The following is a 14200-nucleotide window of genomic DNA, read 5'->3' on the forward strand; positions in this document are numbered from 1 at the left end:
GGGGCACATCAGCCCGCAAGCCTACGAGGCCCGGATGAGTGCTTGAAACTGTGTCCACGGTTGCTGGGCAAGATCAGAGCTTCGCCATTCGCCATTCGCCATTCGCCATTCGCCATTCGCCATGCCTAGTGAAGGGGCGAGAACTGAATTATCCGATATTATGGCTCAGCAATAATTTTTGCTGAGCCATAATTTTTGCGGACGGTACTACAGACGAACTGTACTCAAATTAGTAACGGTCACTGATTACTTAACACCCGCAAAGAGACTCTCAATTGGAGTCATTTCAAGTTAAGTAAGTCAAAAATCACTCGCGCAAATTTACTAGCCTTAGCAGGGTCAGATAACAATTGCATCATCTGATTCTGGTGAGCATCGCCACTGTCCATAATTGCGTCATCGACCGCGCTGGCAAAGTTGCCCAGTAACGCTTGCTCGGCGGTATTGTTGGCCAGTTGCTGCATCACCAACTGATTCTCACTGACTTTGTCCCGGATGGTGTAGGCGTAATTCACCATGTCTTTGTCAGTAAGCTGATCTGTCACAAATAGCTCGTTGAGCCGGTTTAGAATCTGAGAAAGCAGCTCTTCCTTTTTATCCTTCGCCTTAGCTGAACCAAGTCCCTCACCAGGCACAAGCTTATGGTCTGCTGAGTCCTCGATTAGCTTAAGGTCTTGCTGGCTGATCTTTGAGACCCGGTAATGACTGAGCAGGATACTGTCCAAGTCAATATCATCCTCGTCCACGGCGGTTTCGCGCAACATTGGGCTTAGATTGCGCGCATATAGGCTGAGCTTTTCCAGCTGCTTGTCATCGTAGTCGACGATCTGCGACATGAACTCATAGAAGCGCACGAAAGTGCCGAGATCCTTTTTGAAGATGTCCAAGGCATCCTTGGCTTGCTTGCATTCCTTCAGGTCGTTTTCAGCGTTGGCGATCAACACTGCATCCTGCGTCTTTTTAATTCGCTCAAAAATGTCCTTCGAGTGCGCGTAGGCGTCAACCGCCAGCTTGTAGCTTTTCGTCCATCGCTCGACTGCTGGCTTACAAATGTTGGCAATCGCCGCGTTGCTTTTGTTTTTGACGAAGAAGGCTTCGCAGAACTGCTCAACCTCGTTCGACTTGTAAATTCCCGCCGCATTGAGCTTTTCAAACAGATCGAAGATCAAGTCTGGATTGGACACGTCGGCCAGTTCTGCTGTCTGAAAATACGGCTGGAACGAGTCGAGGATGTCTTGTGGATCGTTGAAGAAATCCAGGATAAAAGTGCCTACTGCTGCTTTGCCAGGATACGTCCGGTTCAAGCGTGACAGGGTCTGTACGCACTCGACGCCGCCGAGCTTTTTGTCCACGTACATGGCGCAGAGCTTGGGCTGGTCGAACCCGGTCTGAAATTTGTTGGCCACGATCATCACCTGATAATCATCGCTATCAAAGGCTTTGCGCATGTCACGGCCTTTGAGGAAGGGATTCATGTTGCTCTCGGTGTATTTGTTACCGATTAGGGCCACGGCGTTCGGGTCTTTCTCGTTGAACTCTACCTCACCGGAGAACGCGACCATGGCATGGATTTTTTGGTAACCCTTGTCGACGATGTATTTGTCAAAGCACAGCTTATAGCGCACGGCTTCTTTGCGTGAGCTGGTCACTACCATGGCCTTGGCTTGTCCACCCAATAGGCCCATTACGTTGCTACGGAAGTGCTCGACGATTACCTGTACCTTTTGCGCGATGTTGTACTCGTGCAGGCGCACCCACTGGTTGAGTTTGACCTTGGCTTTTTTGCTTTCAACCTCCTGATCCGCCTTGTCGATTTTTTGCGCCAGGTTGTAGGCCACCTTGTAGTTGGTGTAGTTCTTCAGCACATCGAGAATAAAGCCCTCTTCAATAGCCTGGCGCATGCTGTACACATGGTAGGCCTCAGGCTTGTTGGTTTTAGAGGGTAGTTCGGCGGGTTTAGGCAAACGGCCAAACAGCTCCAGCGTCTTGGTTTTTGGCGTGGCGGTGAACGCAAAATAACTGAGGTTTTTTGACGCACGACGTGACGCCACGGCGGCATCGAGAATGTCCTCAGAGCTGAGCTCGTCTTCACCATCAGCCTTAGCCTCAATCATCAGCACTTCTTTCAGCTGCCGCGCTGTAGAGCCAGTTTGCGAGGAGTGTGCTTCGTCGGCAATGATCGCGTAGCTGCGCTCTTTCAGGCTGACGCTGTTTTCGATGGCGCGTAGCACATAAGGAAAGGTCTGGATGGTGACGATAATAATCGGCTGTGAGTTTTCCAGCGCGGCCGCGAGCTTCTCCGATTTGGAGCCGTCACCTTCCTGATTATTGATGCGGCCAACGGCACCATCGACGTGTTCAAACTGGTTGATGGTGTCTTGTAGCTGATCATCCAGTACGGTGCGATCCGTCACCACAATCACTGAGTTGAATTGCTTGCAGCCCTGCTCGTCGTAGAGCGCAGATAGTTGATGCGCGACCCAGGCAATCGAGTTGGACTTACCGGAACCGGCGCTGTGCTGGATCAAATATTTATGCCCAGGGCCTTCAGTGCGGGCGTCAGTGACCAATTTATTCACCACATCCCACTGGTGATAACGCGGGAAAATCAGGCTTTCTTTTTTGTATTTACGGCCCTGCCAGTCTTCCTTCTCTTCAATTTGTAGGTGCACAAAGTGCCCGAGAATCGCGAGCAAGTTACTGGGTAGCAACACCTCGTTCCACAGGTAATCAGTGGCGTACTGGTTAATGTCTGCCGGCGCATCATTACCAGCACCGCCGACCGAGGTGCCTTTGTTAAACGGCAGGAAGAAGGTGTCTGTCCCCTCCAGTCGCGTGGTCATATAGACCTCGTACTGGCTCACGGCAAAATGCACCAGGGCGCCTCGCTTGAAGGTCAGCAGCGGCTCGGGCTTTTTGGTCACCGGGTCGGTGGCAAGCCGGGTGGTTTTGTATTGCTTAATGGCGTTGTGGACGGCCTGCTTGAATTCGGATTTCAGCTCCAGTGTGGCTACTGGTAAACCGTTTACAAACAACACCAGGTCGATTCGCCAGGCTTTGGCCTTGCTGCCGGTTTGTTCGAGGTGTTCTTGTGTGGCCCAAGGTGAATACACCAGCTCCGGCACCACCCGGCAGCGGTTCTTGGCATAACGGATCAAGGTGTCAGGGTTTAGCTCGTGCTCAGGCTTGAACTGGCACAGGCTGAAACGAGTACCACGATGGCGTAGTTCGTGGCGCAACACGCCTAAGGTGCCGAAGGTGCGCATCTCTTTACTGGCGGCGTTGGGGTCGGTTTTATTCAGCTGGCTGTCGACCCGCTCAAGAAAGTGCTGCCCAGGTTGGGAGGGGTAGAGCGCGCAGAATCTTTGCCACTGCTCGGGCTGAGTATCTTGCACAAACCCCAGCAGGTCTTCTGGGTACAAGGCCAGTTCACGGTTGTAGTGTTCGGCTTTGCCGAGCAACCAGCCGGTACTGACCAGATGCTTGAGCATGTCGTTTTGAAACATCAGTTCGCCGGCTTTGCTCATTGCGTCGCTCCTTGCGCTAATTCTGGATGTGCATCAAGCAAGACCGCAGCCATGGCGGTTTCGTGCTTCTTCATGGCTGTATCGCACCAGTCGCTATCGTCATTTATCGAAGAAAATATATCCGCCAATTTCAATGATTGAATTATGCCTTTGTTAAGGCCCGCCCTGAACATTCCTTTTTTCTCAACGGGGTCTTTATCGCTATAGGTCGAGTTCTCGCCAACGGACAACAGCGCAAGATTACCAAAGCGATCCAGCTGAGTGATTTCACCTGTGTTTTTACTTTGCGGGCTGACATGTTCTACTGAGGTAACATGGCGCATACGAAAAATAGTGGCGCTACCCTTCAAAATCTCTGGTCTCACAGGTTTATTGTCGGGATTGTCAGCATTGAACCAGCACTCCCAGAGTAAATACTCAAGCTTGTAAAACCAATAATGCGGAGTATCTGTGCCTAGGCCGTCACACAGTGCAAAGGTATCACCCACGCCCAAAATCTCCTGCAGGCTTTTGCCTCTGGCGACCGTTTGCGCATAACGTGCATCTTGCTGTGTTAGCCCATTCAGCAGGTTCTTGGCGTCATCAAGTTGGGCACCTGGCTCATATAATGCTTTCAGCGCTTCCGTCAACCAAGGCACACGGGTCAAGTCTTGACTGAAATACATCATGCTTTGCAGCATGCCGATGGAGTCCCAGTGTTGGCCGGTACGCTTGGTTCGCTGATTGTTTTTGGAAGCTTCTGCTAATGGTGAGGCAATCTCCCAGCGCGTCGCCACGTGGCTGCTCTCATGAACATGGCCTTTAATCATAAAATTGTCCATGAGTAGCCGACAGCGCAGCAAACAATGGATAAACGCCTTGCACTGCGTCTTGTCACCAAACGGTTTGTGCTGATGCTCGAGGTTACTCGGAAAATGCTCGTCAAACTCAGCAAGCAGTTTTTTATGATCGACCGAAACACCCGCATGGTCACTGCTAGGTGTGGAGTCACCAACAAACACTCTCAACACATGCAGCAAAAAAACTGGAAATGAAACGAAGCTTTTATACTTCGTGGATAATTCTTCGTCAGTGTCTACAGTGTTTGTTTTTGCATTTGGGGTATTGAGTATGTGCGCTAATGTCCGTGTACCCTCTACTAAAGAGTCTGTACCGCCCTCACTTCGGGTAGTTACCTTATTCAGCAAGTAAGTTCCAATGTGGTGTGCGCTCCGCCCATAGTCGAGCTCGGCCTGTAAGCTGTTTTTAACATACCCATCAATGTCTGCGCACAGATCCCACGCCCAAGCATAAACCCGTCGCTCTACCTCTGGCAGTTGGTTGAGCAATCGCGCCTTGAGAATTTCATGTTTTTCGAGCTGCACGCCACGGCTATTCATGCTGTCAAAAAATCGATTCTTATCGGTCTCTTGATGCAGCTTGGTAACGACGAAGGTGGCCTTGGCCCATAGATAGTCACTGAATGCCTGCACTCGACCAGCGCCTGTCATACCTTCCTCTTGCTGAGGCTGGTTAGCCAGTCTGTTGAAGAAGTTGATTATCGTTTTGCGGGCAACAACCATAGCTTCGTTTTTTAACCAGCCATTGCATTCAGTGCTCGATACGCAACCACAGTCGCAGCCCCAGTTGCGCATGAAAGCCGCCAATGCCTGCTTGTCTTGCTCGCGACCAGAGAAATCTAACCGGGCGACTGGTGGTTGCTTGGCACCGACAGCCATAAAGCTTCGCCACTTGGGTAACGAGTCAAGGCTTAAACCGAGCGGTGCAGTCACCAGCACGGAGGCAATAAGCCATAAGGTGGTCATGCGCTGCTGGCCGTCAATGAGTTCAAGACGGCCATCATCAATTGGGCTGACGACCACCGCGCCGATAAAATATTCGGTGTCTGACTGCTGCTGGTAAGCCTCCCAGACGTCCTGGAGCAAGCACTCGACGTGCTGCGTCTCCCACGTGTACATGCGCTGGTAGATGGGAATCAGAAAGGGTGTGTCCAGCGCAGGAATGTGTCCTGCATGCTCTTCACTGCCGCTGACCATACGCTGTGCACTGTATTTATTCGCCGTAAGCTCATGGGCGCGATTAGGCATGTTGCTCATCCTTGAAGAACTTGGCGTGCAAGACAGTCGCTAAAGACGTGTGGCTATTCAAATGCGGGCTATTACCAGCTGCGTAGGTGCTTGCGAACGCCTTGAGATAACGTCGTATCACTGGCCTTTTTTTGGTTTTTTCCACCTGCGCTGGCTCAAATTTCAGTAGCGCTTGTGCCTGAGTGCCACTCAGTTTTTCGATCAGAGCCACGGCCTGCAGTGAGGATGGGCATTGCAACAGGTCGGCGAAAATTTCATTTGTTGCAAAATGATTTTCTACGGTACTGCGGCGTAACGAGCCTTCGGTAATGCGCAGGCTGAACACGTATTGATCTGCCAAGGTCGCAAAGGAGGCAAAGCGTTCATCCTCAGCAAAGCGATCCAGATAAAACACTAGCATCGCCAGCCATATTTCGATTAACCGTGAATAGCCGGCATCCTGCCCTTGCTCAACCGCACGATGGAGCTGCAGCAAACGCCCGTGTAGGGTTGCATTCTGCTGCTCTGGTTCAACGAGCGTTGAATTGCCTGACGTAATGTCTAGCGGGAAATGCTGTTTATACAGCTCGGTGTATTTGGCGATATAAAAAAAGAACTGCTCGCCGCCCAATAGCGGCTGATTCAGCTGTAACGGTAGACGCGAGACGCTGCGCTCTTCGACGGCAACCTGCGAGCCATTCACATTGACCAACGTTGTGAATGTGAACACATCGGCCTCAGAGTGGTTAGCGTCATGGCTAACATTCCAGTCGCGATAAAAACTCACGGCCGTCGGCGGCGATAGCTGGATGGTCTTAGGGCCGTCGGCTGTGGGTTTCGGTGCCTGTACGGCGAACTCCTTCACCAGTTGCAAGTCGTCCACTTTATTACCACGTTGGCGAAAACGCGTGCGCGCCAGAATCTGCTCGGTCAAGAAATAGGCCAGGCGTTGGCCGTTACCGACCTTTTGCCGCTCATACGCCTCCCACAGGTTAGAGCAGCCAATACCCACACTGGCGTCCGAGACCACGGCGCGAAGATGCCGGGCCTTGAGCAGGTCAAAATCGCTCAGGCGCTTGCCGGAGGTATTTTGGCTATCGAAAAAGGCAAAAGCTTGGTCAATCGAGGAGATGCTGATCACCACGAACTGGAGCTTGTCCAGCAGCTTCTCGATCTGCCACTTGCTGCCGGGCTCAGTAGCCAGATAGCGTTCAATTTGCCGAAAGTTGGCCGCCAGCCTCTGCTGCGACTGACTGTCAGGGAATTCCGCTTGAAGCAGTTGTTTGACTGCCAGTGGTTCAATTTTCCCCAGTGCTTGCAACAGCAAGACCAAGGTCAAACAGCGTTGCTGGCCATCGACCAGATGGTCTTTAGTGCCTGTAATCTCTGCGGGTTCCTGGTGTAGGATTATCGTGCCGAGAAACAGCGGTGCTTGAGGGGAGGTTGCCTCGGCTGGCTGGAGCTGCTGCTCGATATCAGCCAATAACATGGCAACCTGCTCTGGCCCCCAGCAATAGCGGCGCTGGTACTCAGGGATGGCCAAGGGGCGCTCGACTAACTCCCGTAGTCTGTGAGTGGCAACTGTTACGGCCGCCTTTGCAGGCTCACGGTGATCAAGTGCGGAGGCAGTGCAGAATGCGCCCATGGCCTTGCCGCCACTCAATGCACTCATGCGGCAACTTCCTTGTTTGTTTGACTTTCTTTCGGCGCTACCCAGTTTCTAATATCTATTTTACCGGTGACAGCGGCGGAGATTAGGGCGGTGCGGCGCTCTTGAAGGAGTTCAATTGCAGCGGTAGCTCTAGTCGTCAAATTTGCATATTGCTCTCGAGTATTTCGTATCAATGTCACTATCTCAGAGATCTCGCTTTTCGGAGGTATAGGGACGGCGATATTTTTAACGATATCTGTATTCAAGTTTGGCTGGCCAGAGCCTTGCTTTATTCTTTCTCTGAGGTCGTCAGTTAAAGTTGATAAGTAAAAATAGGAAAACTCATGATCCAGTTTGAGGTTCTCAAATCCCACAACGCCGTCATTTGCATTTGCATTAATGGATAATATTTTTGGAACCCCAAGAGTTGCACCGCTATTTGATATTAATAGCGTTCCTGAGGAGAAAACTCTGCACTGCTCACTACCCTTTTTGGTTAAAAATGTTTCTGTCTCGGTCAAGTAAACCTCACCGTCTTTTGTTATTTCTGCAACGGTTACCCAAGGTGAGTAATCGCCATTAAATAATTCAGGGTCTCCCGCAGGCCTTGGAGATCCACCTCTTACGACCATTGAGACGTAACCGAATTTACTAACCTTCCAATGCTCTGGTACTTCCCCCAACCACTCAACTCCAGAATCACGCATTTTGGCGTTTGGATTCAAACCTTTGGTAACGGCATGGCTAATCACGGCCTGACGCTTTTCTTTTAAAAGATGTATGAGCTGCTGTTGCTTTTCGATCAGGGTGTCGATTTTTGCAGTTTCGACATCTAGGAATTTGGTGATTTTGTCTTGCTCGTTGACTGGTGGGACAGGGAAGACCGTATTCGCGAGATACTCTTGTTCTATGCTTTCAACCGTAGCACCTTGCTTTCTCCATTCAAGTAATAGTGCTGCCTGGCTACCAATAGTTACATACATTGCATATTGGGCATTCAGTCGAGCGTTGAAGCGAATTGCTTTCATGTCTTGATTCAAGGTTACAGGAACATCATTTATTGCCACCGGTATTGAGTGCTGAAGGATTCCTGATCGTACCACCACCAATAAAGCGCCCTCATCCACTAAATTTGTTGAGGATTCGTTGATTGCCCTTTCCGTAACGTTGTCGATAGTTGATGTGATTCTGGAAGTCTTCATATCTTTTGGTGAAACCCAAGGAATATTGCCGTTCCAATATTCGGGACTATCTTTGCTTGGTGTGCCTCCACCACTAAACTGACATAAATATTTAAGCGGTATGAGACTCCAATCCTTAGGAACGTCGCCCATCCAACGAGTTCCAGAATTCTTATACTCTGGATAGGCTTTATACTTTTCAACCATTAGGAGTGCACCTCCTGCAGTAGTTGCATGATTTCTGCAGACACGGCATCCAAATCGGTATCGATTTCGAGTAAATCCCGTGGCGGTTGATACTGATAGAAGTGCCGGTTAAAGGGGATTTCATAACCAACTATGCCGACTTCCTGATCCTTCTCGTCTTTCTTGCTGGCATCAATCCAGGCGTCAGGCACATGAGGCTGCACTTCCTTATAGAAGTAAGCTTCGTTGATCGCGTTAGCGCCCTGGCTCGGGTCAAGTGCGACGTTTTCGTTGTCGCGTAGGTCGCTATCGGTTTGGTACTCCAGCACCTCGCCGTCGACGGCGAACAAGCCATATAGGGGATTGGCTTTCGCTTTGTGAACTTTCTTGATGACCTTGGCGGCGGATGGGTTCTTCCAGCTCACCGCATCGATAATCTGCTTTTTGTCTTTGGCATCCAGAGTAATACCTTGTTGTTTGCAGGCGGCCTTGATCGCGTCATCAAACGTGTTCATGTCGTCGTGCTGTGCAGTGCCGATGCTGGCCTGCAGGCCTTGTGCCTTGGCTAAAAGCCGCTTCTGATCCAGCCATGTTGTTCTGTTGAGCAAATCCTTGATGTGCTTCTCTTTCAGGTCGGCGAAGTGCAGTTTGAAATAACGGCGAATGGCGTCTTCATGTGCGCTCAGGTCACCGTAACGCTTACAGGTGTCATCATCGCTCCAGTCCTCACCCTCTAAGGCGCTGTACTCTTGGTAGAGCCATTTCATGGCACTGTTGAGGGCGCCGGAGGCGTAGCGGCATTCAGCGATGCGTGCGTCACTGAATTGGTAGGACTGCCGTAAAGGGCGCTCGATGCTGATGCGGCGGTAGCCAAACTCATAGCTGTTGAAGATCTTGCTGGCGAAGGTCTTGGCGACCTCGGCTTTGGGGTTGGCAGCCTGGCGGCCGCGATTGCTTTTCTGTACGGCTTTTTTGTCTAGCTCATAGGCATCGACGGCGGCAAAACTACCGAAGGCGCGGATTACCGTAGCGATATCGCTTTCATCCATTTCATTGCGCTTGGAGCCGAGGGATTTACGCATTTTTCCGCACAGGTTGACGCCATTGATCAGCTGTACCTTGCCCTTGCGTTCTGCGGATTTTTTGTTCGACAGCACCCAGACATAAGTCGAGATACCAGTGTTGTAGAACATATCGGTGGGCAGCGCGACGATGGCTTCGAGTAAGTCGGACTCTAGAATGTGGCGGCGAATTTCTGATTCACCCGAGCCAGCACCACCAGTAAATAATGGCGAACCATTGAGGATGATGCCAATCCGGCCACCACCCTGCGAGCCATCGCGCAGCTTGCTGATTAGGTGCATCAGAAACAATAGCGAGCCATCGCTGACCCGTGGCAAGCCAGCACCAAAGCGACCGCTGAAACCCTTTTGCGTGTGCTCGTTGCTGATCTCTTGCTCGATCTTCTTCCAGTCCACGCCAAAGGGTGGGTTGGAGAGCATGTAGTCAAATTCTGTGGTGTACAGCTGATCGTTCGACAGGGTATTGCCGAGCTTTATGTTGCTGACGTCTTGGCCCTTGATCAGCATGTCGGCTTTGCAGATGGCGTAACTCTCGGGGTTGAGCTCCTGGCCATAAGCGCGCATTACGGCCTGTGGGTTGAGCTCATGCACGTACTCCATGCCCGATGAGAGAAAGCCGCCAGTGCCGGCTGTTGGGTCGTAAATGGTGCGAATGATGCCGGGCTTGGTCAATGCATCATCGTCTTCCATAAACACCAGGGAAGTGGTTAGGCGCACGATGTCACGCGGGGTAAAGTGCTCCCCGGCGGTGTCATTCGAGCTTTCGGCAAAGCGGCGGATCAATTCTTCAAACACCAGGCCCATGTCGTGGTTGGAGACAGCTGCTGGGCTTAAGTCCGTCTGCCGAACTTTCTGCACGACCTTGTACAGCAGGTTGGCATCATTGAGTTGGCCGAGAAACTCGGTGAATTTGAAGTGCTCAAAAATCTCTCGGGCATCCTTGGAAAAGCTCTGCAGATAAGACTCCAGGTTGGCCTTGATGCCGGCCTCACCAAGCTTAGACAGATCCATTTTTGAGGTATTGAAAAACGACAACCCGCCACTGGCGCGCAGGAGCAGTTTTTCCTGGGCCTCTTCGGGAATGTTGAGTTGCTGGACGCGCGCATGCTCAGTCAGCACGGCAGTCTTGCTTGCCTCCAACACACACTCGAGGCGACGCAACAAGGTGAACGGCAGAATGATGCGACCGTACTGGCTTTGCCTAAAGTCACCACGGAGTAAGTCGGCTAAAGACCAGATGTAAGCTGCCAGGTTGTTGGAGGCTTGCGACATTCGTAGAATTTCCTTGCGATGCTGTGCAGTTGTTTTGACGGTACCCGCACGATTGAAAAGATTTGGCGGCATTATGCTGCAACGGCAGCGCTTTGCTGAGTCGGAGACTGAAATTCCGTAAGAACCGAGCGGCTCCTGGTGAAAAAGAGGGAATAACTGGCGCTACGAGCTTGGTATACCGCTACAAGCCTACGCGAGCTGAATCACACCACCCGACTGTAAGTTTACGGTCTGAGGTCAGCCGGGATGGTGTTCAGCGCAAAGCCCGATTTCAAATAGAGGTCACTATGACCAAAACCGCGAAGCCGAAGCCCAAATCTCGACGAGGCCGTCCGAAGCTTGAGTCGCAGCAGGTGCTTTATCAAATCAAGGTCTCGGGTTGGGATATGTCTTGGTCGCTCAACCTGGCGCGTCCCGACTTTTCCAGGGCAAATGAAGGTCATTTCAGTGAGCACATGATCCTCACCCTCAAAGGCGTAGTGGTGTACCCAGAGCATTTCAAATACCCAGAGGCCGAATGTCAGCTCTATGCTGACGCGCGTCTATTTCAAGACGCCGAAGCTCCCAGAGGCATCGGATCCATGACAGCAAGCGGGAGGCGGCTGACTGTCTTCGTATCTGTGCCCCGTGAGCGTATGAGCTCATTGATCGGTGCAGCCGAAAGGCTTCTGTCGCTGGAGCTATACGCGACCCCGTTGCATTACCGGAGAGGGCTGGTGAAGTCGATCCATTTAGGCACAGAACCGGAGCCAGACTGGTAAGGCCGAGTTAACATGGCCCTGGTTCAAAGTGTTTCGGGGCGATGGATCAGTCACAAGCTCGCTGCGCTACATCGATTTGACCGGAACCACTTCTACATACCTGTATTTCTTCTTGGCGGCTTTAACAGCTTCCTGCTCTGCCAGGAGAGTGCTCAGGGTGTCGGCCTCGTGAATCATCTCGTACGTTTTGCCTTCAAATTCGTTGCCCACACGCAATGTAACGCGCAGCCTTGGGGTAAATGCTTTTGCGATTTTCTTTTGCTGCGGCGGCTTCACCGATTGAGCAGGCGCGATATCCGGAATAGGCGCTTGTACCGGAGTAGCACTCACTTGTTCTGCTGCCGTGGGGTTGCCGAAGAGAGCGCTGCGCATCTCTTCCTCATTCAATTCGGTGTTCATGTGATTTCTCGTTAGATGATGTGAAGCCAGCCTAATTCTACCAGTCAGGCACTACGTTCGGATCGTGGGGAACCTGAAGGCTTGCGCAACACTGGTCATCTTGGCGATAGGGCCGGTAAGGGCTATCCATAGCTCAGATCTCGGTCGCTGGACAGATGCGGCAAAGGATTCAGATACAGTGTTTCATGCCTGCTCGTCCAAGCCCATCCGAGTCTCGTAGGGCGACACTCTGTCAGCTATGTCATAGGCAGGCCGTCCAGGGCTGGATTGTGACTCATCCCTGCGCTAGGTTAGTGCCAACGACTACGTTCCAATGGAGAGATCACATGTGTCACTTACGTGAAGAAGACTGGATCTAACCCCTCAGGTTGTAGCAAAAGTGGGTTTCCTGCGAGCTGAGTGCAACGCTTGCCTTGCCCGCTGGAAAGCGCAGCCAGAATTCAGGTTCGCTGCGCCAGACTACCCTTTCCAGGCGAGCACCAAGCAAGCGGAGCGCGCAGGCGTGAGGATGGAAGCCCGTAGGGCCGAGACGTGGCTTGTCACGGCTCGGTTCACGACAGCCCTCCGCCAAGGGCGGCACGCCACTACCGCATCCCAGCTTCCACCAACCTGAAAGAGACTGAAATGACCCACGATGAACTCCGAAAGCTTGAGCACACTAGGCGGAGAGCGCTATGGGAGATTGCCAGATTCCTTCCAGGTGACCCCGAGGCAGCTGACGCCTTAGCCATCCTTGATGACCTCGACGACCAGGAGCGAAGCGGCACGCCCTCAATGGGTGAGTCACTCGAGCTCAATGAAGTTCGTGCCTCTGTCCCGGTGCAGCATCACAACTGCGGCATCGACATAGTCTTGGAACTAACCATTCCTCAGCCATGGAGGGAGCGTTTCCAGCAGGCGAGCATCGGTTCGACACGGGTGGTCGAGGGGCCTTACGCCACGGACTGGGATAAATTCCTGGTCAGGTGGGAAGCAGAGATGCGCCACTTGGAGCAGCATAGGGCTGTGAGAAACAAACCTGGAACAGATTGAGGAGTCGACGGGCATGGCAGAAGACGACGATGACACTGTGTACTGCGACATTCAAATGCCGGTGGCCCAAGGCCGGGAGCTGCTGGATCTATTGAACGCGTTGCGAGAATCGAAAGCTCATCCACGTCTCGGAAAAGTCTTTGAGCACATGCAGCAAGAGCTCAGTATCTCCATTGATGTCATTGAAAATCCACCTACCGGGGAGCCAGTAAGGCGCTCCTCGAACAATAGAGCCGACATCTCACACATTCCTGGTCATCAGTAGCTAGAGCCCCACGTTTGCACTAATAACCCAACATCTCCTTGATCTCCTTGATCTCCGTGTCGGCACGACCTAGAGATTTCATCGAGATGCTTCCAGCGTCATTCTCCCCGACATGCCAGAGCGCAAATTTCGGTAGGTTGTGCCAGGCTGGAGGCTGCGCCGCGACTGGATACGCGGAGCGAGTTTCGTAGGTAGCTGCGCCTTCAACTATCGACACCAGCGCTATACCGTGCGCTTTGGCGTATTTTATCGCGCCGGATTGAAATCCTGTCGTGGTGAACAACATGCCTTTATGAGCGCCCAGCGATCTCACTTTGTCATGCAGTACCTGAACCAGCTCCCGCTCGACTGCGTTACGGTATTTTTTGCACTCAATCAGAACGATGAATTCGGCGCCCGCAAAGGCATGGAATTTCGCCAGCACGTCGATCTGGTAGGTTGAGTCGTAGGCCTCGACCTTCACGTTGTGCTTCACCTCCAGCGATGTCAGTTCACCACCCTGTTTGAGGATCCAGTCCCTGACCAACCGCTCAAATTCGGCAGCTGTGATTTCGAGATTGGGGTTTGCCATGGGTGGAAACATTTTTCGTCCTTAAAATTGAGAGATTGCCCGTCCAGCTTGGGGCCAGAAAGTGTTATTCCTGCATTAGCTGCTGTGTTGCAGGCAAACTGTTTATGTTTGACTGGCAGCCAGTGGAACCTAGGCTCTGTACGTAAAGTATTGTCGCAAGCACCGCATAGCGCAGGCCAATGAGACCATCGCCGCAAAACTTGTTGC

Annotated in this window: 10 protein-coding genes; 3 read left to right on the forward strand and 7 right to left on the reverse strand. The window is 52.0% G+C overall.

The window, feature by feature from the left end; translation table 11 throughout:
• Positions 1-281: 281 nt before the first annotated feature.
• Genes CJF39_RS21655 through CJF39_RS21675 form a run of 5 tightly spaced genes read right to left on the reverse strand, consistent with a single transcriptional unit; the run spans position 282 to position 10965 of the window.
• Positions 282-3527, reverse strand: a complete 3246-nt coding sequence (locus CJF39_RS21655; protein WP_094995253.1) for a type I restriction endonuclease subunit R — start codon at positions 3525-3527, stop codon at positions 282-284.
• The gene (locus CJF39_RS21660; RefSeq protein ID WP_170942719.1) at positions 3524-5614 is read right to left on the reverse strand and encodes a DUF262 domain-containing protein; all 2091 of its coding nucleotides are present in this window, start codon (positions 5612-5614) and stop codon (positions 3524-3526) included. The genes CJF39_RS21655 and CJF39_RS21660 overlap by 4 nt, the downstream gene beginning before the upstream one ends.
• A complete protein-coding gene (locus CJF39_RS21665) occupies positions 5607-7265 on the reverse strand; it encodes a DUF262 domain-containing protein (RefSeq protein WP_094995255.1) in 1659 nt (552 codons plus the stop codon). The genes CJF39_RS21660 and CJF39_RS21665 overlap by 8 nt, the downstream gene beginning before the upstream one ends.
• Positions 7262-8632, reverse strand: coding sequence for a restriction endonuclease subunit S (locus CJF39_RS21670; protein WP_094995256.1), 1371 nt, complete (start codon positions 8630-8632; stop codon positions 7262-7264). The genes CJF39_RS21665 and CJF39_RS21670 overlap by 4 nt, the downstream gene beginning before the upstream one ends.
• Positions 8632-10965 (reverse strand): type I restriction-modification system subunit M, encoded by a 2334-nt coding sequence (locus CJF39_RS21675; RefSeq protein ID WP_094995257.1) that lies wholly within the window; start codon positions 10963-10965, stop codon positions 8632-8634. The genes CJF39_RS21670 and CJF39_RS21675 overlap by 1 nt, the downstream gene beginning before the upstream one ends.
• A 287-nt stretch (positions 10966-11252) precedes the next feature.
• Here CJF39_RS21675 and CJF39_RS21680 point away from each other — a divergent pair, with 287 nt between their 5' ends.
• On the forward strand, positions 11253-11726 hold the full coding sequence (locus CJF39_RS21680) for a hypothetical protein (protein ID WP_094995258.1): 474 nt from the start codon (positions 11253-11255) through the stop codon (positions 11724-11726).
• Between the two features lie 66 nt (positions 11727-11792).
• Here CJF39_RS21680 and CJF39_RS21685 read toward each other — a convergent pair whose 3' ends face one another.
• Positions 11793-12125 carry a hypothetical protein gene (locus tag CJF39_RS21685; RefSeq protein WP_094995259.1) on the reverse strand — a complete coding sequence of 111 codons (333 nt, stop codon included), beginning with the start codon at positions 12123-12125 and terminating at the stop codon, positions 11793-11795.
• A 624-nt stretch (positions 12126-12749) separates the two neighbouring features.
• On the opposite strand from CJF39_RS21685, the gene CJF39_RS21690 reads away from it, so the two are divergent.
• Together CJF39_RS21690 and CJF39_RS21695 are read left to right on the forward strand one after the other, a co-directional pair.
• Positions 12750-13157, forward strand: coding sequence for a hypothetical protein (locus CJF39_RS21690; RefSeq protein WP_094995260.1), 408 nt, complete (start codon positions 12750-12752; stop codon positions 13155-13157).
• 13 nt (positions 13158-13170) lie between these two features.
• Positions 13171-13422 (forward strand): hypothetical protein, encoded by a 252-nt coding sequence (locus CJF39_RS21695; RefSeq protein ID WP_094995261.1) that lies wholly within the window; start codon positions 13171-13173, stop codon positions 13420-13422.
• 19 nt (positions 13423-13441) lie between these two features.
• On the opposite strand, the gene CJF39_RS21700 is transcribed toward CJF39_RS21695, so the two are convergent.
• Positions 13442-13993, reverse strand: coding sequence for a restriction endonuclease (locus CJF39_RS21700; protein WP_249275411.1), 552 nt, complete (start codon positions 13991-13993; stop codon positions 13442-13444).
• Between the last annotated feature and the right edge of the window lie 207 nt (positions 13994-14200).

The organism is Pseudomonas lundensis (assembly GCF_002269125.1).
Classification (GTDB): Bacteria; Pseudomonadota; Gammaproteobacteria; order Pseudomonadales; family Pseudomonadaceae; genus Aquipseudomonas; species Aquipseudomonas lundensis_A.

What these genes read in the sequence shown, in the direction of transcription:
- CJF39_RS21690 (WP_094995260.1), top strand. Translation starts at nt 12,750, where the DNA reads ATGACCCACGATGAACTCCGAAAGCTTGAGCACACTAGGCGGAGAGCG.
- CJF39_RS21685 (WP_094995259.1), bottom strand. Translation starts at nt 12,125, where the DNA reads ATGAACACCGAATTGAATGAGGAAGAGATGCGCAGCGCTCTCTTCGGC.
- CJF39_RS21665 (WP_094995255.1), bottom strand. Translation starts at nt 7,265, where the DNA reads ATGAGTGCATTGAGTGGCGGCAAGGCCATGGGCGCATTCTGCACTGCC.
- CJF39_RS21670 (WP_094995256.1), bottom strand. Translation starts at nt 8,632, where the DNA reads ATGGTTGAAAAGTATAAAGCCTATCCAGAGTATAAGAATTCTGGAACT.
- CJF39_RS21675 (WP_094995257.1), bottom strand. Translation starts at nt 10,965, where the DNA reads ATGTCGCAAGCCTCCAACAACCTGGCAGCTTACATCTGGTCTTTAGCC.
- CJF39_RS21660 (WP_170942719.1), bottom strand. Translation starts at nt 5,614, where the DNA reads ATGCCTAATCGCGCCCATGAGCTTACGGCGAATAAATACAGTGCACAG.
- CJF39_RS21680 (WP_094995258.1), top strand. Translation starts at nt 11,253, where the DNA reads ATGACCAAAACCGCGAAGCCGAAGCCCAAATCTCGACGAGGCCGTCCG.
- CJF39_RS21695 (WP_094995261.1), top strand. Translation starts at nt 13,171, where the DNA reads ATGGCAGAAGACGACGATGACACTGTGTACTGCGACATTCAAATGCCG.
- CJF39_RS21700 (WP_249275411.1), bottom strand. Translation starts at nt 13,993, where the DNA reads ATGGCAAACCCCAATCTCGAAATCACAGCTGCCGAATTTGAGCGGTTG.
- CJF39_RS21655 (WP_094995253.1), bottom strand. Translation starts at nt 3,527, where the DNA reads ATGAGCAAAGCCGGCGAACTGATGTTTCAAAACGACATGCTCAAGCAT.